This is a genomic window from Paeniglutamicibacter sp. MACA_103 (assembly GCF_045798555.1).
In the GTDB taxonomy this organism is placed as follows: Bacteria; Actinomycetota; Actinomycetes; order Actinomycetales; family Micrococcaceae; genus Paeniglutamicibacter.
The window spans coordinates 25,709-46,493 of sequence record NZ_JBIXLN010000041.1 but is presented as its reverse complement, the minus strand read 5'-3'; the positions used below and the strand labels follow the sequence as shown (position 1 = coordinate 46,493).

The window sequence follows — 20,785 nt, the reverse complement described above, 5'->3', positions numbered from 1 at the left end:
GGACGCATCATCTCCCTGGACCACTACGGCGCCTCGGCCGACTACAAGCGCCTGTTCACCGAGTTCGGGATCACCGCGGAGGCCATCACCGCCGCCGCCCTCGACTCCATCTCGGCCGCCCTCGGTTTGAACCGCAACGATGGCATCGCGCGGTTCGAGGAAGCGTAAGGCACAGAAAATCAGTGACGTCCGAACCGAAGCCATCAACGAAGTGAAGAGCACACCAAATGAGCTTTGACAAAAGCCTGCATGACACCTTTGGAAGCCAAGATTAGGAAGCCGCGATGATCCCGGAAAACATGAGCGCAAGTATCTTAATTGCCCCAAAACGCGTACAAGTACAGACGGTACCCGTTCCCATTCCCGAATCCGATCAGGTGCTGGTTCGGATTGAAGCTGTGGGTGTCTGCGGTTCAGATACGCACTTTTACCTCGACGGACATATCGGCGACATGGTTGTCACGGAACCACTAATTCTTGGTCATGAAGCGGCCGGAACCATAGTCGCTGTTGGCAGCGACGTAGATTCAGCGAGAATCGGACAACGTGTCTCCATCGAACCTCAGAAACCCTGCACCACTTGTGAATATTGCCTGTCCGGACGATACAACCTATGCGTCTGCATGGAGTTCTACGCTGCGCCCCCGGTCAACGGCGCCTTCGCAGAATACGCCGTGATTCAGGCGAAATTTGCCTATGAAGTACCCGACTCGGTGAGCATCGAAGCCGCAGCCTTGTTGGAGCCATTGTCTGTGGCGATCGCTGCGTGTCGCTCCGCGCGGGTCACCCCTGGATCTCGTGTCTTGGTAGCAGGTGCAGGACCGATTGGGTTGTTGGTCGCCAGAGTTTCCGTCCTGATGGGTGCTTCTGAGGTGAAGATTTCGGATCCGGTCCAGCATAGAAGGGACATGGCAGTTCAAGGGTGGGCGACTGAGGCCATCGATCCCCGAACACCAAAGTCCGCCTCTGAAATACCCTGGGCGGACGTCTTCATTGACGCTTCTGGTGCCGCTCCGGCGATCCAAGCCGGCATCCGTTCACTAAAACCTCGTGGGCGCACAGTATTGGTGGGCATGGGAGCAGACGACGTGCTGCTGCCAGTATCAGTCATACAAAATCGAGAGATTGAGTTGACCGGAATTTTCCGGTACGTGGATACCTGGCCTGCTGCCATTGAAATGGTGGCTACAGACGCCGTGGACATTGACGCATTGATCACGAACAGGTTTGGGCTGCATCGGGTCGAAGAAGCGCTCCTTTGCGGATCTGAGGATCCCTTTGCCATTAAGTCTGTGATCATTCCTTAATTCCGCAATTCAGAAGCACCAAACTCCCTTTGAGGGGGGCGCTATGACCTTAGGCGCCGCGTCCATTGGTCGTTTTGGCCATCGCGTATTCTCTAGCACCGAGTTATTGCGGCGGCGGCACCCGACGGTAACAACCGCGGTGCCGCCGAAGGGCCGATGCAACAATTGCTACATGGGAAGATGCAGAACATGAAGCGCAATTTCACCGAATCCCTCGCCGATAACATACGCACCCAGATCGTCGGGGGGCATTGCGCCCCCTGACCGGCTTCCCAGCGAAAACACGCTCATGGAGGCCCACGGTGTCAGCCGTACCGTGGTTCGCGAATCGATTACCCGTCTCCAGGCTGAAGGTCAGGTCCAGACGCGCAAGGGCAGCGGATGCTTCGCGGTTACGCATCCAACTGAGCCCTGCTTCCTTGCACAGCGCTAAAACCTTGTCTGATTGTCTGCACTTGCTTGATTTCCGCGCCGGAATCGAAGCAGAAGCCGCTTCGATGGCCGCCCGCCACCACGGACCTGAGCAATTGGACGAGTTGTCCGGGGCACTTAACCGTTTCCAGGCGGGCGGCAACAATCCTTCTGCTCGGCTCAATTGCGATTTCGAATTTCATCTGGCCATCGCGCGGGCCAGCCAAAATCCTTACATCATTGATGCCGTCTCCAGTCTGCGACCGAGCATGATTTCAATGCCGCTACGCCGACTGGAAACTCATGATGCTGCTTCGTCAGGTGACCGCCTCCTATTCGTCAACCAAGAGCAACGCAGTATCTTTGATGCAATCATTGCCAACGATCCTATGGCCGCGGCAGCGGCCATGCGTAGCCACCTAGTCAATTCCAAGATGCGTTTGGCCTTCGAAGCAGGTTGCCGCAAGGCCTGATCTAGATCAGCGGCGATATTGCCCCAGCAGCGTCACAGGATGCCATGTCGTTTTGGATTTCCTGCGGTGCCCACGCATAGCGTGGGAAGAAAAGCCCTCCGGTCCACGGTATGAAGGTGGACCCATTGCAAACCTGCAACGAAAAAGCCGAGCACGACTTTGGATGCAATTCGGAAGTCACCCTCGTTGCATTAATTAGAACTTCCTACAGATCAAAACGTTTCTAACGAAGGAGCCGCGTCACAGAGTTCGTTCACCAGCCCAAACCAGGGCAGGTAATGGGCCGGCCCGCCCTTGAATGTCCTGCTGGAGTCCTTCTAGACCTGGTCCGCCTTCACGGCAAGCACCGGGTGTTCGGCCTGCAGCAGGATGCGCTGGGCGTGGGAGCCCATGATGAACTTTCCCACCTGGGAGCGCTGGCGCAGCCCGATCACGATCAGCGAGACGTCGTGCTTCTCGGCCAGGTCCAGGATCTCCTCGGCCAGGTCGTCGCGGTGTACGGACTCCAGGATCCGGGCCTTGATGCCTGCGTCCACGGTGGACTGCTTGACGCGTTCGATGTCCTCCGGGCTCGCGACCGACTTGTCCACCAGCGCGCCTTCGCGCACCGAGTTCACGATCAGCAGCTCCTCGTCGCGAAGCTTGGCCTCCTTGATGGCCGCACGTACCGCCGCCTCACCGACCTTGGTCGGAACGTATCCAACTAGGATGCTCATACCTTTTCCTTAACCTTGGTTTCGGACAAGAGGGCGTTTGCCGTCTTGCGCTTGTTGATAACCGTCTTGACCATGGGCCATACCGCGACGAACACGAAGATCACCAGCAGGGTGCCGGAAATCGGACGGGTGAAGAACCCTCCGGCATCTCCTTCGAGCACCAGCAGCGAACGGCGTAGGGAAGACTCGAGCAGGCTTCCCAGCACGAACGCCAGTACCAGCGGTCCGGGTTCGAAACCGAACTTCTTCATCAGGTAGCCCAGGGCACCGAAGAGCACCACGAGCATGACGTCGAACATCGAGTTGCGGATCGTGTAGGCACCGAGCATGGTGATCAGCGCGGTGATCGGCGCGAGGATCGCGGCGCGGATCCGCAGGATTTTCACGAATAGGCCCACCAGCGGGATCGACATGATCAACAGCAGGATGTTCCCGATGTACATGGAGTTCACCACGCCCCAGAACAGCTCGGGCTGCTCGGTGATCAGTTGCGGGCCCGGGGTCACGCCCTGGATGAGCAGGGCCCCGAAGATGATGGCCATGGTGGCGTTAGCCGGGATGCCCAGGGTCAGCAGCGGGATGAAGGAGCTGGTGGCCGCCGCGTTGTTCGCGGATTCCGGTCCGGCAACACCTTCGATGGCGCCCCTGCCGAAGCGCGAGGGATCCTTGGCACGTTTCTTCTCCACGGCGTAGGCGGCCAGCGAGGCAATGGTTGCGCCTCCGCCGGGCAGAATGCCCAGGAAGAAGCCCAGCACCGAGCCGCGCCCGATGGCGCCCGAGGACTGTTTCAGGTCCTTGCGCGAGGGCCAGACGTTGGCCACGGCGACCGGGGCCGCTGCGGCGCGGTGGCGTTCCTCGAGGTTGTAGAGGATCTCACCGACGCCGAACAGGCCCATGGCGATCGGCACGAAGTCGATGCCGTCGGCCAGCGGCAGGCTGCCAAAGGTGAAGCGCTCGGCGCCTGTGAAGATGTCGCGTCCCACGGTGGCCAGGAACAGGCCGAAGGCCGCAGCAATCAGCGCCTTGATCTTGGAACCGCCGGAAATGGTGGCGACCAGCAGGATGCCCAGCAGGGCTAGGGCCGTGTACTCGGGCGGACCGAAGTCCAGGGCGAACCCTGCGACCAACGGGGCCAGGAACGTCAGGCCGATGATGCCCACGGTTCCGCCGATAAACGAACCTATGGCGGCAATGCCCAGGGCGGTGCCCGCACGGCCCTGCTTGGCCAAAACGTAGCCGTCAAAGACGGTGACCACGGAGCTTGCCTCGCCGGGAATGCGCAGCAGCACCGAGGTGATGGTGCCACCGTACTGGGCGCCGTAGAAGATGCCGGCCAGCATGATGATCGCGGTGACCGGCTCGACCCCGTAGGTCATGGGAAGCAGGATCGCTATGGTTGCTGCCGGGCCTAGGCCTGGCAGCACGCCGATCAGCATGCCGATGGCGACGCCGAGCAGGCAGTACAGAAGATTGGTTGGGTCCAGGACAACACCAAAGCCGTCCAAGACCGGGCCGAAGAAATCCATGCCGTTTACCTTTAGGTCTGTGACTTAGAAAAGTCGGGGGATGGTGGTTCCGAGTGCGGCAATGAAGATCGCGTAGAACGCAGCAACAATCAGGATCGAATACATGGTTGCCGAGCGCCAGCTCTCACCACCGAGCCACCTCATCCAGATGAAGCACAGCAGCAGCGAGGGGATCTCAAAACCAACCACCGGCATGAGCAGCACCATGCCAATCAGCGTGGCAAACCCAATGGCCGCGTACCAGGAGTAGGAGGAAAACTTTTCCCCGTCCTTGCCGCCGGTGCGCCCGATGACGATCTGGACCACCGACAACACGGCAACGACGAGGCTGACAACGAATGGCCACATGCCCGGCCGTGGTTCGGCCGGCGTTCCCAATCCCAGTTTCAGCGAAAGCAGCAGACCTGCAACACCCAGCGCCAGGCCGAACAGTGAGGAGACCGTGTTGGCCACGGGTCCCGCGGGCTCGGGCGCCTCCGCGGCCCATTGGGCCGCGAGCTGCTCGGGAGTCAGGATTTCTTCTTCCGGAATCGCGGCTTCTTCGACGTGCGGCGCTTTATCGGCTCGCATAACGTGCTTCCTTTGGATCTGGCGTGCGCCGCATAGGTGGCGCGTGGGGATTGGGAACGGGCTTCAGGCTACTTGGACGCCAGCGAGATGTTGTACTGCTCGGTCAGCTTCTTGTACTTGGCGGCCAGCTCGGTCCACTCGGCGACAACTTCCTCACCGGTGATTTCCTTCGGGGTCAGCAAGGTCGACTCATTGAAGGACTTGTAGGTGTCCTTGGCAACCGCAGCCTTGACCGATTCGGCCAGCGCGGCCTTGGTCTCGGCGCTCAGGCCCTTGGGTGCGGCAATGGCGCGGTACTGCGAGACCGGAACGTCGTAACCGGCTTCAACTGCGGTAGGGACGTCCGGAAGGAATGCATTGCGTTCGGACGAGAATACAACCAGAGGGGTCACGGTGCCCGCATCGATCTGCGGCTTGGCCTCGCCGAGCTGGATGGTGGAAACCTGGACCTGGTTGCCCATGACGGCGGTCAGGGCCGGGGAGCCCGAGTCGAAGGGAACCGTGGTGCCCTCGATCTTGGCCTGGGCCAGCAGCAGTGCCTGGGCCAGCTGCGAGCCGGTGCCCACGCCGGTGGTTCCGAAGGAAAGCTTGGAGGCGCTCTTCTTCAAGTCCTCCACGGACTCGATGCCGGACTTGGTGCTGGCGACCATCACATAATCATCCTGCGACAGGCCGGCAATGACATCCAGTTTGTCCAGGGAAACGGCTTCGTCTGCCGACACAGCCAAGGGGGTGATGGTGATCAGCGATGCATTGAGCAGGATGAGGTTCTGGCCGTCGGCCTTCATCGCGGCAACTTCCTCGGTGGCCAGGGCGCCGTTGGCGCCGGGCTTGTTGACCACAGGCATTGCAACGCCAAGTTTCTCTGCCATGCCTTCCGCTGCGGCGCGGGCGATGAGGTCGGTGGAACCACCCGGGGCCTGGCCGACGGTAAGGGTCACCGGACCGCTTGGGAACGTGGCACCCTCGGCCGAGCCGCCTCCGACGTTGCCGCCACAGGCAGCAAGGGAAAGAGCCGCGGTGGCCGCGGCCAGGGACAGCATTGCACGGCGTGTGAATTGCTTATTCATTGCGAGATCTCCTTGTTGGCGATGCGTGTTGCTTGGGGCATCCCACCTGCGAGTGAGTCACAACACGTTTCTTTCTTCTCCTTGAGCCTAGAAAGTAGTTATGATGCTTGTCCAACCCCATCTATGCATGGAGTGATTCCCGAAAGGTATCAATTGTTCACCTTGGACCAAGCCCGCAGTTTTGTCGCCGTCGCCGAAGAGCTGCACTTCGGCCGGGCCGCCGAGCGACTGAATATGACCCAACCGCCGCTGAGCCGGCAGATCCAAAAGCTCGAACGCAGCGTCGGGGTCGAGCTGCTCGAGCGCGACAACCGCAAGGTGTCTCTCACCGCCGCCGGGGAGGCGTTCCTGATCGACGCGCGGCGCCTGGTGGTTTCGGCCGAGCGCGCTCCGCTGAACGCCCGACGCATTGCCTCGGGACAGTTCGGCGAGTTGCGCATCGGGTTCACCGCGGCATCCGGCTTCAGCCTGCTCGGACCCCTGTTGTCGGAGATCTCCACGCACCTGCCCAATGTGCACCTCGAGCTCTTTGAAATGGTCACGGGCGAACAGGTTGCGGCGTTGGCCGACGGGGACATCGACCTGGGACTGGCCCGGCCGCCCTTCGACGAGAAGGTCCTTGAATCACAACTGCTCTTCTCCGAGTCCCTCTGCATTGCGGTGCCGACCGGACATCGGCTGGATCTGCTGCCGCGCGAGATCGTTGTCGAAGACCTGGCGGGCGAGGCCTTAATCATGCACTCGCCCACCAAGGCCCGCTATTTCTATGACCTCGTGGTGCGGCAGATCGACATCGAGCACCAGAACGTTGTCCATTCCGTCAGCCAGGTCCTGACCATGATCACGCTGGTCGCGGCCGGACGCGGCATCGCCTTCGTGCCCGAGAGCGCCAAGCTGCTCGGCGTTGAGGGCGTGAGCTACCTGCGTCTCGATGACATCGCGGAGGACGCGGTGGAATTGCACGCGATCTGGAACCGGGACGCCCGGAATCCCGCGATGGCCAAACTCGCGCAGATCGTGCGCGGCTCCCTGCAGGCCTAAGATGCCGGCATTCCAAGCCCCGGCGGCATCGCCCATTCCTGCGATACCCGACGGGTATCAAACAATACAAATATGGGCTTGGACATGCATCGATGGTGCTACCTAGGCTGGGGGTCAACGAACAACACCGTCGTCCACCGCCACCAATCCACGTCGTCGTGGAGGCGCCCCATCTTTAGGAGTATCCCCATGGCCACGTACACCCCCTTCGAACTTGCCGCCAAGCTCAAGGACGGGCTGCTCTCCTTCCCGGTGACCGCATTCGACGCCAACCTGGAAATCGACGAAGCCGCCTACCGCAGCCACCTTGACTGGCAGTCCAGCTTCGGCGTCGCCGGCCTCTTCGCCGCAGGCGGCACCGGCGAGGGCTTCACCCTCACCGCTGAGGAATCGGCCCGCGTGGTGCGCATGGCAGTCGAGGAAGCCGGCTCGCGCGTGCCGGTGCTCGGCTCCGCGGGCGGCTCCACCAAACAGGCCATCGGCAACGCCCAGGACTCCGAGGCCGCCGGTGCCGAGGGCCTGCTGCTGCTTCCGCCGTACCTGACCGAGTGCGACCAGGAGGGCCTGTTCCAGCACGTCTCGGCCGTCTGCGCCTCGACGTCCACCGGCGTGATCGTCTACAACCGCGCCAACGCCATCTACTCGGCCGAGACCGTGGCCCGCCTGGCCGACACCCACGAGAACTTCATCGGGTTCAAGGACGCCACCGGCAACATCGAGCACCTGACCAAGGTCTACGCGAAGAACGGCGACCGCCTCTTCTACCTCGGCGGCCTGCCCACCGCAGAGACCTTCGCCCTGCCGCTGCTGCAGCTGGGCATGAGCACCTACTCCTCGGCCATGTACAACTTCGTTCCGGAGTTCGCCCTGGACTTCTACAAGGACGTGCGCAACCAGGACCACGCGGCCGTCACCGAGAAGCTCAAGCGATTCGTGCTGCCGTACATCGACATCCGCGACCGCGTGGCCGGCTACGGCGTCTCCATCGTCAAGGGCGGCCTGAAGGCCATCGGCCGCGACGCCGGCTCGGTGCGCCCGCCGCTGCAGGACCTCACCGAGGCCGACCTGGCGGACCTGGGCGCCTTGATCCAGAAGGCGGGCCTGATGCCGGCCGCCTCGGCCGCAGCCGCGGCCCTCTAGGGAACCCACGCAGGACGCACCGAACACCACCACCGACACTCCCCACCTTCCGACGCAGGAGCAGCAATGTCCACGGATACCCAGCAACTCACCGGCCAGTCCATCCTGGCCGGGACCACGACCCACGGCAACGGAGGCGAGGTGCGGGGCTTCAACCCCGCCACCAACCAGGCGCTCGATCCGGCCTACTCGCTGATCGACACCGACCAGCTGCAGCTGGCCACAATCGCAGCCGAAGACGCCTTCGAGTCCTTCCGTTCCCTTGACCCGGAAACCCACGCCGCCTTCCTCGAGGCCATCGCCGCGAACATCGAGGCCGTGGGAACCGAGCTGGTGGCCCGGGCCATGGAGGAGACCGGGCTTCCCGAGGCACGGTTGGTCGGCGAGCGCGGGCGCACCTGCAACCAGCTGCGCCTCTTCGCCCAGGTTATCCGCCAGGGCGACCACCACGGGGTGCGGATCGACCCGGCCCTGCCCCAGCGCACGCCGATGCCGCGGGTGGATATCCGCCAGCGCAAGATCCCGGTGGGTCCGGTCGCGGTGTTTGGCGCGTCCAACTTCCCCCTGGCCTTCTCCACCGCGGGCGGTGACACGGCCTCGGCCCTGGCCGCCGGCTGCCCGGTGGTCTTCAAGGCCCACAACGCCCACCCGGGCACCAGCGAAATCGTCGGCCGGGCCATCACCCGGGCCATTGCGGAGGCGAACCTGCACCCGGGCATCTTCTCGCTGCTCTACGGACCGGGCGCAAGCATCGGCCAGGCACTGGTCTCCGACCCGCGCATCAAGGCCGTGGGCTTCACCGGTTCCCGCGGCGGCGGCACCGCGCTGATGGCCACCGCGGCCGCGCGGCCGGAGCCGATCCCGGTCTACGCCGAAATGAGCTCCATCAACCCGGTGATCTTCTTCGCCGGGGCCCTGGCCGAGGACGCGGCCGGACATGCCAAGGCCTACCTGGGATCGGTCGTTGGTTCCAGCGGCCAGCTGTGCACCGCACCGGGCCTGGTCTTCGTCCCTGCGGGGGCCGAAGGCGACACGTTCGCCGAGGCGCTGCGCACCCAGACGGCCACCGCCGCCGGACAGACCATGCTCACCCAGGGCATCTACAACTCCTGGGTCCAGGGCGTGGAAAACCTTGGACAGCAGGCTGGTGTCGAACTCTTGGCCGAGGGCACCAAGGGGGCAACCGAAAACGCCCCGGCCCCGACCATCTTCTCCACCGGCGTGGAGCAGCTGCTGGACAACCCGGTGCTGCACGAGGAAATCTTCGGTGCAGCGTCCCTGGTCATCCGTTACGACGACGCGGCCGACCTGGCAGAGGCCCTGTCCAAGCTGGAGGGACAGCTCACCGCGACCCTGCAGCTGAACGAGAACGACCACGAGGCCGTCGCGGCCGTGCTCCCTATCCTGGAGCGCAAGGCCGGACGCATCCTGGTCAACGGCTGGCCCACCGGGGTCGAGGTCGGACACGCCATGGTGCACGGCGGACCGTTCCCGGCAACCTCGGACACCCGCACCACCTCGGTCGGAACGCTGGCCATCGAGCGCTTCCTGCGCCCGGTCGCCTACCAGAACATCCCCGATTCCTTGCTTCCGGCACCCTTGCAGCAGGCCAACCCCTGGAAGCTGACCCGCCGCATCGACGGCACCCTGAAGACCGCCGGAGAACAAGCATGAGCACAGTACAACCCACCATTGCGGCCATCGAGGTCGTCCCGGTTGCCGGGCACGACTCGATGCTGCTGAACCTCTCCGGAGCCCACGGCCCGTTCTTCACGCGCAACATCGCCATCATCACCGACTCCGAGGGCCGCACGGGCCTGGGCGAGGTGCCCGGCGGCGAAGCCATCCGCGGCACCATTCAGGAGGCCGGCGAACTGCTCGTCGGCGCCCCGGTGGCACGCTACCGCTCGCTGCTGCGCGAGGTCGCCACCCGGTTCGCGGACCGGGACGCCGGCGGCCGTGGTGCGCAGACCTTCGACCTGCGCACCACGGTGCACGCGGTCACCGCCATCGAATCGGCGTTGTTGGATTTGCACGGCCAGTTCCTCGGCGTTCCCGTCGCGGAGCTGCTCGGAGACGGGCAGCAGCGCGATGCGGTGCCGATGCTCGGCTACCTCTTTTATGTCGGCAATCCCGATGACACCGACCTGCCCTACCTGCGCGAGCCACACGGCACCGATGACTGGGAGCGCGTGCGCCGCGAAGAGGCCATGACCCCTGAGGCCATCGTCAGGCTGGCAGAGGCAGCCCAGAAGCGCTACGGGTTCAAGGACTTCAAGCTCAAGGGCGGCGTGCAGGAAGGGGATGCGGAAGTCGATGCCGTCATCGCCCTGAAGCAGCGCTTCCCCGAAGCCCGCATCACCCTGGATCCCAACGGCGGCTGGCTGCTGAAGGATGCCATCCGCCTGGGCAAGCGCATGGCCGGCGTCGTGGCCTACGCCGAGGACCCCTGCGGCGCCGAGGGCAAGTTCTCCGGGCGCGAGGTGGTGGCCGAGTTCCGGCGCGCCACCGGCCTGGCGACAGCCACCAACATGATCGCCACCGACTGGCGCGAAATGGCCCACGCGGTGCGCACCAATGCCGTGGACATCCCGCTGGCCGACCCGCACTTCTGGACCATGGCAGGTTCGGTGCGCGTGGCCCAGCTCTGCAAGGAGTTCGGGCTGACGTGGGGTTCGCACTCGAACAACCACTTCGATATTTCCCTGGCCATGTTCACGCAGGTCGGTGCCGCGGCCCCGGGCGAAATCACGGCCCTGGACACGCACTGGATCTGGCAGGACGGGCAGGGGTTGACCGAGGAGCCGCTGCTGATCCGCGACGGCGAGATCAAGGTGCCGGCACGTCCGGGCCTGGGCGTCACCCTGGACCGCACCCGCCTGGCCGAGGCACACGAGCTCTACCTGGAGCACGGGCTGGGCTCGCGCGACGACGCCGCATCCATGCAGTACCTGATTCCCGGATGGGAATTCGACGCCAAGTCCCCGGCGCTGGTTCGCTAACGCCACTTCTTGAAAAGAACCATGTAAAGGCAGGGATGGTGGGGTCGTTCAACCGAACGCCCCGCCATCCCTGCCATGCTTAATCGCGGACCCTCGTCGCGTCCGCTTTTCCCGACGCCTGTTTGGAGGCCATGTGCAAGGAGTTCTCCAGGGCTTCACCATCGTGCTGATCCTGATCTTCATCGGGCTGGCCACCGCACGGTTCCTGCCGCGCAAGCGCGAATCCATCGCCACGGGGTTGACCCCGCTGATCTACTACATCACCAATCCGGCGCTGATGTTCACGATGCTCGCCGACACCGACCTGCGCTCGGTGATCGGCGTGTACACCCCGATTGCGCTCATCACCGCCGCACTGACCGGCGGCCTCTACGCGCTGAGCGCCAAGCTGTTCTTCAAGGTGCCGGCGGCCCGGCTGCCGGGCGCTGCCATGTCCACCAGCTACGTCAATGCAGGAAACATCGGTGTCCCGCTGGCGCTCTACGCGGTGGGCAGCACCAACCCGGTGGTCTCGGTCCTCATCGCCCAGCTCCTGATGATCGCCCCGGTCTATCTGTGCCTCTTTGCCTTGGCGGCCAGGGCCAAGGGCAACCAGGAAAACAAGCCCCCGCTGGCCAAGACCATCCTTCGCTCCATCGCCAACCCCGTCACCATCGCCACGTTCGTCGGTGCGCTCTTCGCCGCCTTCAACCTCCGCCTGCCCGAGGTCATCAACATCCCGCTGAACATGTTGGGCCAGGCCTCCATTCCGCTGCTGTTGATGGCGTTCGGCATGGCGCTCTTCGGGCAGCGCCCGCTGGCAGAGAAATCCCTGCGCGGCGAGGTCTTTTTGGCCACCGGATTCAAGATGCTCTTCATGCCGCTGGTGGCCTGGGTGTTTGCCGCTTTCGTCTTCAGATTGCAGGGTACCGCCCTGCTCGGGGTCGTGATCATGGCGGCGCTTCCCACCGCCCAGAACGTGCTGCTCTTTTCCCAGCAGTTCCGGCTGGAAACCACGGTGGCCCGCGAAGTGGTCCTCTGCAGCACACTGCTGGCCCTGCCGGTGACGCTGGGGATTACGCTCCTGCTGGGCTAATCAGGCACCGTGCCCGGGCCCCGGCTGGTTGAGAAGTTCGGTGCGCCAGCTTCGCTTGGGCTCCCAGCCCAGGACGGTGCGGGCGCGCTCGATGCTGAAGGCCGGGGAGGTCCCGACCAACCCGGCGGCCAGCTCCTCGCTGCCCGGCACAAAGCGCGGCAGCAGCTCGCTCAACGGCTTGGTGGCCAAGGCATCGGCGGCCCCCACGAAGAAGGTCGAACCGTTCTCGATGATGTCCATCTTCTCCAGAAGCAGCAGAAGGAAATCGGTGACGTCCCGGGCATCGACGTAGTTGAACAGCGAGGGCGCCGCCAAATCCGGGTCCTGAAGCCGTTCGGTGACGGTGTGCCCTTGCTGGGTAGGCGCGCCCTCCCATTCCTCGGGGGCAATCACGTAGCAGGGGCGGAAGGAGGCGAACCTGGCCTCTTTGCCGCGCGCCGCGGCGAACATTGAGGCAACCTGCTCGGCCACCAGCTTGGACAGGCCATAGGCGTGCCACGGTTTTGTCGGGGTGTCCTCGTCCAGCGGGAATCGCGCGGGCAGCCAGCCGGCGGGCGCCCCGTAGCCAATGACGGTGGGGCTGGAGGCCAGCACGATCTTCTTGCATCCGGCCTCCAGCGCCGCCGAGGCCACATTGTGTGCAATGGTCGCGTTGGTCTTCAGGATCACCGCTTCCGGGGCGCTGAAAGGCACCGCGATGGCGGCCAGGGAGATGACGGCGTCCGGACGGACCGAGGCAAAGGCCTCGAGGGTTTGGGCGGTGTCCAGAAGGTCGACGGAGAGGTATTCGGCCCCGGGCTCCGGGGCCTCGGGCAGGCGTTGGTCAACGGACGTGACGGCGTGGCCGGCTGCAAGCAGGCCTGCGACAACGCTGCGTCCGAGTCGTCCCGAGCCGCCGGTTACCAGAATATGTTCGGTGAGTCCCATGTCCTGAACATTACCTCCCGGCCGGAACCTGTTGCGGGCAATCCAGTGTTGGTCCTAGACAACCATCGGGCCCGACCCTATATTCGGGTGAAGTGGGAAGCCTCATGTCCGCCCCGATATCTGCCACGCAAAACCAATCCTTCAAATGGAGCACCCGCATGCCAGCGTCAGATCCGCGAGCCGAACAAACCATTGAATCGGTTCAGCTGCTCCGGGTGCGAATGCCCTTCAACGCGGCCCGCAGCGCGGAGCCCGGCAACGAGAGCATCGATGAGTTCAATGCCTCCTCGCGCACCTTCACATCCATGGAATCCCTCATGGTCAAGGTGACAACCAGCGAAGGCCTCATCGGCTGGGGCGAGGCCTTCGGCCACAAGGTCAACGACGTCACCTGGGCCGCGCTCGAATCGCTCGTCGCCCCGTTCTACCTGAACAAGCCCGCGGATCCGGAAGCACTCAACGACCAGGCCCAACGCGCCTTCCATGCCTTTGGCCGCACCGGCCCGGTCCTCTATGCCATTTCCGCCCTCGACATCGCCCTGTGGGACATCAGGGCGCAAATTGCCGGCAAACCCCTGCGGCAGCTGCTCAACCCGGTGGCACGGAACAGAGTCCGGGCCTACGCCAGCCTGGTGCATTACGGGGAAGACCCGAGAGAGGTGACCCTGCAGATTTCCCGTGCCCAGGGTCTGGGTTTTGAGGCATTCAAGCTGCATGAGTCCAGCTACCCGGCCGTTGCCGCGGCCCGGGCACAGGCGGGGGCCGCCGCGCCGCTGATGGTGGACGTCAATTGTCGGTGGAATGAAGCGGACGCGGCGGCCGCCATCGATTCCTTCCTGCCGTTGAACCTGCGCTGGCTGGAGGAGCCGCTGTGGCCGCCGGACGACCTCGATGCCCATCGCCGACTGGCCGCCCGGGGAATTGCGCTGGCCGGCGGCGAAAACGCTTCCGGCGCCGAGGCCCTGGATGCCGCGCTCGCCGCCGGTGCCCTGTCCGTGGCCCAGCCGAGCATCGGCAAGATCGGCGGATTCAGCGCCATGCTGCGTTACCTGTCGCCCCGCACCGACGCGGCGGTGGTGGTGCCCCACTGTTTCTACTACGGACCGGCGCAGGTTGCGACCGCCCAGTTCATCGCCGCCATGTCCCGGGAGGTCCAGCTGGAAGTCCCGCTGCTCATCTGGGACGAGCACCTGCATCCCTTGCATGCCGCCCGGGCAACCCTGGACCTACCTGACATCCCGGGACTTGGATTCACCCCGGACATGGAGGTGCTCGAAAGGCACCTGATCGACAGCCGCCTCTTGGGCGCGCGAGACCCGGCGGGACGGGGTGAGCGGTAGCGGCGGAAACTCCGGCGGCGGCGCGCACACCACTGGTGGACCTTCCCCCCAGAGGAAGGTTGATGATGGACCCATGAGTGCTTCAATGTCCATTGGCGATTTTTCGCGGGCAACCAAATTGAGCGCAAAGACCTTGCGCTTCTACCACCAGGTCGGCCTGCTCCTGCCGGCACGCATCGATCCCTCGAATGGGTACCGTTTCTACGAGGCTGGACAAGTCTCTGACGCCCAGGTGATCCGCAACTTCCGTGCGCTGGATATGCCGGTCGACTTGGTTCGAGCTATCCTCTCGGCGCCGGACAGCCCGGATCGGGATCATCTGATCGAGGGGCACTTGGCAAGGATGGAGGTCCAGCTCGAGGCGACCCGCTCCGCGGTGGCCTCCCTACGGAGCATGCTCGATCCATCGAAGGTTCCGTTCGAAGTCATGCAGCGACGACTGCCGCCGATCAATGCGGTGGTCATCCGCGAAACGATCAACCTCTCCGATCTCGGAAACTGGTTCACCCAGGCCATGGAGGAGCTGGATTTCCTGATAGCCACAACCAGCGTGATTCCCAGCGGACCACGTGGCGGCATGTGGGACACCGAGCTCTTCCTGGACGAGCGTGGACAGGCAGCCCTCTTCTTTCCAACCCATTCATTGGCGACGCTTCTGCCCGGGCGAGCCAGGGCAGAGCCCTTGCCTGCAATTGACGTCGCCATGGCGACGCACCGGGGAAGCGACGACACGATCTTGGAGGTCTATGGGGCACTGGGACGCTATGTCGCCCGCCATGGCATCAGCGTTGACGGCCCCATCCGGGAAACCTACCTCGAAGGGTTGCCGGGCGGTTCGCAAGAAACGGTCACCGAGATCGGCTGGCCGATCCGCGCCATTGCCTAGCAGATGGAGCATGCGGTTTGACTCTCCCCGTAGGGGAAGGGCGAGGGTTGAAGCATGAACAGCAAAGACCTTTTCACTTCAGCAGCAACATACTTCGACCTCATGGAAGGAAGCGACAAGACCCAAGTCGTCACCGTGTTCACCCCTGACGCCAAGGTCTTCGACGATGGCCGAAGCTACACCGGGCACAACGAGATCCTCGGCTGGCTCACCGGACCCGCAAGCGAATTCACGATCATCTCAACGTGTATCGCAAGCAGTCGGACCGAAGACGTCGCCGTCGCCATCATTCGATTGGAAGGCAATTTCCCCGGCAGCCCCGTGGACCTGCGCCACGAGTTCACGCGGAGCACCACCGGGCTGATCAGCTCATTGCAGATCACTGCCTGAGCTCAGGACGTTTTCTTCGGGTCAGTCGAATCGCTGGGCTCCCTGGCTTCCGGAGCGAGCGATTCCAGGAAGATCTTGCGCAGCATTTCCGCGGCCGGGTTGGTGGACGACTCGTCCCAGGCGAGGTACATGTCCGAATGGTTCAGGTTCGACAGCCCGTTGGCCCCGGTGATTTCCTCGAACACCACTCCGCGCGGGGTGAATTCCATGGCCGTTGCCGGAACCAGCGTGACTCCCAGGCCGGCGGCCACCAACGCCAACAATGCCGGGATCTGGCTGGCGATCTGGGCGATGTTTGGCCGCGCCCCGACTGAGTCGAAAAGGCGGAGCACCAGGTCGTAGAAGTATCGGGCCTCGCCCGTCGAATACATCATCAGCGGCAGGCCCACGAGTTCCTTGATGAACACGCCCTTGCCGGTGGCCAGGTGGTGGCCCTCCGGAAGTGCCACCACCAACCGGTCCTTCTTGATGAGTTGCGTGACCACGCCGGGTCGCGTGACGATCGGGCGCAGGATCCCGATGTCGATCGCACCCTTGCTCAGGGCCTCCAGCTGCTCGACGGAGACGGCCTCACGCAGCACCAGGGTGACGTTCGGCAAGCGCTTGTGGGCCAGGGCCAACAAGTCCGGCAGCACGGCTTGGCCGGCAACGGCCGTATAGCCGATGACCACGGTTCCGGCGTCGCCGGTGGCCACCCGGGAGACCTCCAAACTGGTCTTGGCGCTCAGGTCGAGGATCCGCCTGGCATTGGGCAGCAGGACCCGACCTGCCGCAGTGAGCTCCACGCGCCGGGAGTTGCGGATGAAGAGCTGGGCCTGGAGCTCGCGTTCAAGGAGTTGGATCTGCCGGCTCAGCGGCGGCTGGGTCATGTTCAGCCGGTCCGCGGCTGCACCGAAGTGCAATTCCTCGGCCACCGCGACGAATGATTCGAGCTGGATCAGCGAAAACATCGATTCACTCCTTGAATGATTGGTTGTCATTTTTAGCTTGGACATGCATCGATGCAAGCTCCTAGGGTGAGTCTAACCACCCCATTGATACGGAGCCCCCAAATGTCGGAATCCAATCCAGACCTCTCGCTCTCCACCCTCGATCCCGTCGCAACCGCCGCGAACCGTTGCCGCATCACCGAGGTCAGCGTGACTCCCGTGGCATTCGCCGATCCCCCGTTGCTGAACTCCGTGGGCGTGCACGAACCCTTCGCACTGCGCGCCATCGTGGTCATTCGCACGGAGGACGGTCTCTATGGACTGGGTGAGACCTACGGCGACGAGGCCCACGTGGCCCGGCTGAACCGCGCGGCTGCGCTGCTGGTCGGAGCCGACGCCTTCAACATCAACCAGATCTCTGCCCTCGTGACCGAATCCCTGCGTGAGGATTCGGGCCTCGGCGGGCACGGAACCGGCGGTATGGTCACCACCACCTCGTTGGAGGACCGGGTCCTGTCGGCATTCGACGTGGCCTGCCTCGATATCCAGGGCAAGGCACTCGGCGTTCCGGTCAGCACGCTGCTGGGTGGAGCCGTGCGCGACGAGGTCGCATTCAGCGGCTACCTCTTCTACAAATGGGCGGGACACCCGGGCCATGCACCCGATGCCTGGGGCGAGGCCCTGGACCCGGCAGGAATCGTGGCCCAGGCCCGCAAGATGGTCAACGACTACGGTTTCACCGCGCTCAAGCTCAAGGGCGGGGTCTTCGAACCGGAAATCGAGGCTGCCACGATCGAGGCCCTGCGCGAAGCGTTCCCCGAGATGCCGCTGCGCATTGACCCCAATGGCGTGTGGACCGTCGAGACCGCCATCAACGTCGGCAAACGCCTGGAAAAGGTGTTGGAATACCTCGAGGACCCGTGCCTGTCCATCGAAGAAAACGCAGCGGTCCGCGCCGCAGTCGACCTGCCCATCGCCACCAACATGTGCGTGGTGTCCTTCAAAGACGTGCCGCCGGCCATCGCCGCGGGCGCCGTGGATGTCGTCCTCTCCGACCACCACTTCTGGGGTGGGCTGCGGCGCTCGCAAGCGTTGGCCGGCATTGCCGAGACCTTCAAGCTTGGCCTGTCCATGCACTCGAACTCGCACCTTGGCATCAGCTTTGCCGCGATGATCCAGCTGGCAGCCGCCACCAGGAACATCGACTACGCCTGCGACACCCATTGGCCCTGGAAGCTGGCCGGCGATGACGTGATCGTCCCCGGGGCCCTGGAAATCAGCGGCGGCTCGGTCAAGGTTTCCACCAAGCCGGGGCTCGGCGTGGAACTCGACGAGGAGGCGCTGGCCCGGATGCACCAGCAGTACCTGGATTGCGGACTGACCAAACGCGACGACACCACCTACATGCAAAGCATCCAGCCGGACTTCAAGCTCACCACCCCGCGCTGGTGAACGCCATGCGCATTGTCGTCACCGACCCCATCATCTCCAGGTTTGCGAGCCTGCTGCAGGAAACGGCCCCCGGCAACGAATGGGACTTCGTGGCCGCTCTTTCCCCCGAGGCTCAATCCGAAGCCATTGCCCGTGCCGAGGTGTTGGTGTGCGCGAAGCTAAGTGCCCGCGATGCAGCTGCCTGCACCGCCGGGTTCGTGCACATCACCGGTTCCGGTGCCGACCGCGTTGCCATCGCCGACCTCCCAATCGAGACGGTGGTTTCGCGGACTTCCCACCACGAGCGCTCGATCGCCGAACACATCCTGATGGCGGTGCTGGCACACCAACGCCGGCTACTCTCCGTGACGGAACAGATGCGCTCCGGCAAGTGGCGGTCGGTGGCCACCGAAACAAATACCGCCCTGCACCGGACTCTGGATGAACTCACGATCGGGTTCGTGGGACTTGGCGGGATCGGCACCGAGGCGGTGCGCCTCTGCACCGGACTGGGAATGACGGCAGTGGCCGTGCGCCGAAACCCCGCAACCACGCAGGAGGCCCACGCCAACCTGAAGTGGGTCAAGCCAATGGGCGCCCTTCCCGAGTTGCTGGCGGTCTGCGACGTGGTCGTCCTCTGCCTGCCGCTGACGGATGAAACGCGAGGCCTGATGGGAACCACCCAGCTCGAGCAGATGCGCAGCGATGCCCTGCTCATCAATGTCTCCCGCGGAGACATCGTTGACGAGGAGGCGCTCTACGAGGCACTTGTGAAGGGAGAGATTGGAGGCGCGGCCCTTGATGTTTGGTGGGAGGCTCCCGACGGAACCGACGCACCCGAATCGGTGTCGCGTTTCGCGGCCCTGCCCCATGTCATGGCAACGCCGCACCATTCGGGCCATGCCGGGCAGACATTCGCCCGTCGCGCGACGGAAATCGCCCGGAATATCAACGCGTTCAAGGAAGGCCGGACGCTGAGCAACATCGTCGGCAGCGGACCAGATCCGCGGGCGGCGCCACCGCTTCCGCTCTGATGGCGTCCCGGGTGAAACCATCCGAAGTCTGCCGATAGCGCGATTGAGGCACCTGACAGGCCGGAACACCTCCGAATCCGACCGGGACCCGCCACCGGATTGAGGCCGCCGACGCGGGGGTAGCATTGGCGGTGTGCCCGGAAACCCGGTCGGCGGACCTGCCGCCGCGCCGCCGGGTGAGCGCGGTACCCGTCCGGAGGAACCTGCCTTGCGCGTATTGATCATGTCGTTTGGCACCCGCGGCGACATCCAGCCCTACGCCGCCCTCGCCGGTGCGCTCGCCCGCGCGGGCCACGATGTCACCCTCGCCGTCCCCGCGGGCTTCGCCGACCTGGTGCCGCACGGCGGCCCCGGGACCATCACGCACCACCGGGCCGGTTCCACGATGCTGCGCCTGCTCCGGGATGTCATGCCCGAACTCAGTGGCCCCCTGGATGCGTTGCGAACACTGGGGATCATGACCTCCGCGATGCGCGAGCTGAACGCGGAGTGCTGGGCCGCCGCACAGTCGGCGCGCCCGGACGTGGTCGTGCACCACCCCAAGTGCCTCGCCGGGGCGCACATCGCCGAGGCACTGGGCGTGCCCGGCGTGCTGTCCCTCCCGCTGCCGTTCTTCACCCCGACGCGTGCCCACGCCATGCCGCTCTTCGGCGGCGCCTCCCTCGGGGCGTGGGGAAACCGCGCAACCTATGGGTTCAGGCGGATGGCCGGTGCCATGTACGGCGGCATGGTCAATGACTTCCGGCGCGAGATCGGCCTGGGTCGCGTCGGCCTGGGTCGCGTCGGCCGCCTCGCGGACCCCCTGCGGAATCCGGACGGCAGTCCGGTCCACGTCCTGTACCCGTACAGCCGGCACGTTGTACCGGTCCCCGCGGACTATCCGCCTTCGGCCCATGTCACCGGCTACTGGTTCGCGGAACACGCCGACCAGGATGTCTGGGAGCCGCCCGCGGACCTGGCGGACTTCCTCGCGGCCGGGGAGCCCCCGGTCTATGTCGGGTTCGGCTCCATGGGCTTCGGCAAGGGAGCGGACGGGCGCCGGGACGCCATCCTGGCCGCGCTGCGGGTTCACGGCCTGCGCGGGATCGTCGCGACCGGGTGGGGCGGCATCGCCCCCGGTCGGGCCGGAACCGACGACGTCCTGGTGCTGGAGGGCGCGCCCCACGAATGGCTCTTCGAGCGGGTCGCGGCGGTCGTGCACCACGGCGGTGCGGGCTCGACCGCCGCCGGTCTCCGGGCCGGTCGCCCGACGCTGGTCGTGCCGTTCCTGGGCGACCAGCCGTTCTGGGGCGCGCGCGTCCACGCGCTCGGCGCCGGACCCGCCCCGCTCCCGGCCAGGAACCTGCGCACGGGCCTGGCCGACCGTCTGGGCGACCTCGTCCACACCGACTCCTACGCCTCCCGTGCCCAGGAGGTGGGCGCCGCCATCCGCGCCGAGAACGGCCTCGCCGCCGGGGTGCAGGTCCTGGAGCAGATCGCCGGTGCGGCCGCCACCGACGCCTAACTCCCGGCAGGCG

General features: G+C 64.7%; 20 protein-coding genes. 14 read left to right on the top strand and 6 right to left on the bottom strand.

Going from position 1 to position 20,785, the window contains the following annotated elements; translation table 11 throughout:
* The first annotated feature begins 284 nt into the window (after positions 1-284).
* From ACIPVK_RS17295 to ACIPVK_RS17285, 3 genes are all read left to right on the top strand, one after another.
* Entirely contained in the window at positions 285-1,307 is a 1,023-nt protein-coding gene (locus ACIPVK_RS17295; protein ID WP_407613223.1) for an NAD(P)-dependent alcohol dehydrogenase, read from the top strand.
* A gap of 289 nt (positions 1,308-1,596) precedes the next feature.
* Entirely contained in the window at positions 1,597-1,740 is a 144-nt protein-coding gene (locus tag ACIPVK_RS17290; protein ID WP_407613222.1) for a GntR family transcriptional regulator, read from the top strand.
* A complete protein-coding gene (locus ACIPVK_RS17285) occupies positions 1,727-2,191 on the top strand; it encodes a FadR/GntR family transcriptional regulator (protein ID WP_407613221.1) in 465 nt (154 codons plus the stop codon). The genes ACIPVK_RS17290 and ACIPVK_RS17285 overlap by 14 nt, the downstream gene beginning before the upstream one ends.
* Positions 2,192-2,508: 317 nt before the next feature.
* Here ACIPVK_RS17285 and ACIPVK_RS17280 read toward each other — a convergent pair whose 3' ends face one another.
* From ACIPVK_RS17280 to ACIPVK_RS17265, 4 genes are all read right to left on the bottom strand, one after another.
* A complete protein-coding gene (locus tag ACIPVK_RS17280; RefSeq protein ID WP_407613220.1) occupies positions 2,509-2,907 on the bottom strand; it encodes a universal stress protein in 399 nt (132 codons plus the stop codon).
* Entirely contained in the window at positions 2,904-4,433 is a 1,530-nt protein-coding gene (locus tag ACIPVK_RS17275; RefSeq protein WP_407613219.1) for a tripartite tricarboxylate transporter permease, read from the bottom strand. Before ACIPVK_RS17275 ends, ACIPVK_RS17280 begins: the two co-directional genes overlap by 4 nt.
* Before the next feature lie 24 nt (positions 4,434-4,457).
* Positions 4,458-5,003, bottom strand: coding sequence for a tripartite tricarboxylate transporter TctB family protein (locus ACIPVK_RS17270; protein WP_407613218.1), 546 nt, complete (start codon positions 5,001-5,003; stop codon positions 4,458-4,460).
* A gap of 68 nt (positions 5,004-5,071) precedes the next feature.
* Positions 5,072-6,073 (bottom strand): tripartite tricarboxylate transporter substrate binding protein, encoded by a 1,002-nt coding sequence (locus ACIPVK_RS17265; RefSeq protein ID WP_407613217.1) that lies wholly within the window; start codon positions 6,071-6,073, stop codon positions 5,072-5,074.
* A gap of 153 nt (positions 6,074-6,226) precedes the next feature.
* Between ACIPVK_RS17265 and ACIPVK_RS17260 the strand changes: the two genes are divergently transcribed.
* From ACIPVK_RS17260 to ACIPVK_RS17240, 5 genes are all read left to right on the top strand, one after another.
* A complete protein-coding gene (locus ACIPVK_RS17260; RefSeq protein WP_407613216.1) occupies positions 6,227-7,114 on the top strand; it encodes a LysR family transcriptional regulator in 888 nt (295 codons plus the stop codon).
* Between the two features lie 189 nt (positions 7,115-7,303).
* Positions 7,304-8,254, top strand: a complete 951-nt coding sequence (gene kdgD, locus ACIPVK_RS17255) for a 5-dehydro-4-deoxyglucarate dehydratase (protein WP_407613215.1) — start codon at positions 7,304-7,306, stop codon at positions 8,252-8,254.
* Between the two features lie 66 nt (positions 8,255-8,320).
* The gene (locus ACIPVK_RS17250) at positions 8,321-9,928 is read left to right on the top strand and encodes an aldehyde dehydrogenase (NADP(+)) (protein WP_407613214.1); all 1,608 of its coding nucleotides are present in this window, start codon (positions 8,321-8,323) and stop codon (positions 9,926-9,928) included.
* Positions 9,925-11,256: an enolase C-terminal domain-like protein gene (locus tag ACIPVK_RS17245; protein ID WP_407613213.1), complete on the top strand. Its 1,332-nt coding sequence runs from the start codon at positions 9,925-9,927 to the stop codon at positions 11,254-11,256. The genes ACIPVK_RS17250 and ACIPVK_RS17245 overlap by 4 nt, the downstream gene beginning before the upstream one ends.
* A 133-nt stretch (positions 11,257-11,389) precedes the next feature.
* Complete coding sequence (locus ACIPVK_RS17240; protein ID WP_407613212.1) at positions 11,390-12,331, top strand: AEC family transporter; 942 nt, start codon at positions 11,390-11,392, stop codon at positions 12,329-12,331.
* Here ACIPVK_RS17240 and ACIPVK_RS17235 read toward each other — a convergent pair whose 3' ends face one another.
* Entirely contained in the window at positions 12,332-13,258 is a 927-nt protein-coding gene (locus tag ACIPVK_RS17235; protein ID WP_407613211.1) for an NAD-dependent epimerase/dehydratase family protein, read from the bottom strand.
* Between the two features lie 158 nt (positions 13,259-13,416).
* Here ACIPVK_RS17235 and ACIPVK_RS17230 point away from each other — a divergent pair, with 158 nt between their 5' ends.
* From ACIPVK_RS17230 to ACIPVK_RS17220, 3 genes are all read left to right on the top strand, one after another.
* Positions 13,417-14,598, top strand: coding sequence for a mandelate racemase/muconate lactonizing enzyme family protein (locus ACIPVK_RS17230; protein ID WP_407613210.1), 1,182 nt, complete (start codon positions 13,417-13,419; stop codon positions 14,596-14,598).
* A gap of 73 nt (positions 14,599-14,671) precedes the next feature.
* On the top strand, positions 14,672-15,484 hold the full coding sequence (locus ACIPVK_RS17225; protein ID WP_407613209.1) for a MerR family transcriptional regulator: 813 nt from the start codon (positions 14,672-14,674) through the stop codon (positions 15,482-15,484).
* Between the two features lie 54 nt (positions 15,485-15,538).
* Positions 15,539-15,874: a nuclear transport factor 2 family protein gene (locus tag ACIPVK_RS17220; RefSeq protein WP_407613208.1), complete on the top strand. Its 336-nt coding sequence runs from the start codon at positions 15,539-15,541 to the stop codon at positions 15,872-15,874.
* Positions 15,875-15,876: 2 nt separating this feature from the next.
* On the opposite strand, the gene ACIPVK_RS17215 is transcribed toward ACIPVK_RS17220, so the two are convergent.
* Positions 15,877-16,824 (bottom strand): LysR family transcriptional regulator, encoded by a 948-nt coding sequence (locus tag ACIPVK_RS17215; RefSeq protein WP_407613207.1) that lies wholly within the window; start codon positions 16,822-16,824, stop codon positions 15,877-15,879.
* Positions 16,825-16,926: 102 nt separating this feature from the next.
* Here ACIPVK_RS17215 and ACIPVK_RS17210 point away from each other — a divergent pair, with 102 nt between their 5' ends.
* From ACIPVK_RS17210 to ACIPVK_RS17200, 3 genes are all read left to right on the top strand, one after another.
* Complete coding sequence (locus tag ACIPVK_RS17210) at positions 16,927-18,255, top strand: glucarate dehydratase family protein (RefSeq protein WP_407613206.1); 1,329 nt, start codon at positions 16,927-16,929, stop codon at positions 18,253-18,255.
* Between the two features lie 5 nt (positions 18,256-18,260).
* Entirely contained in the window at positions 18,261-19,268 is a 1,008-nt protein-coding gene (locus tag ACIPVK_RS17205; RefSeq protein WP_407613205.1) for a 2-hydroxyacid dehydrogenase, read from the top strand.
* 208 nt (positions 19,269-19,476) lie between these two features.
* A complete protein-coding gene (locus ACIPVK_RS17200) occupies positions 19,477-20,772 on the top strand; it encodes a glycosyltransferase (protein ID WP_407613204.1) in 1,296 nt (431 codons plus the stop codon).
* The last annotated feature ends 13 nt before the right edge of the window (positions 20,773-20,785 follow it).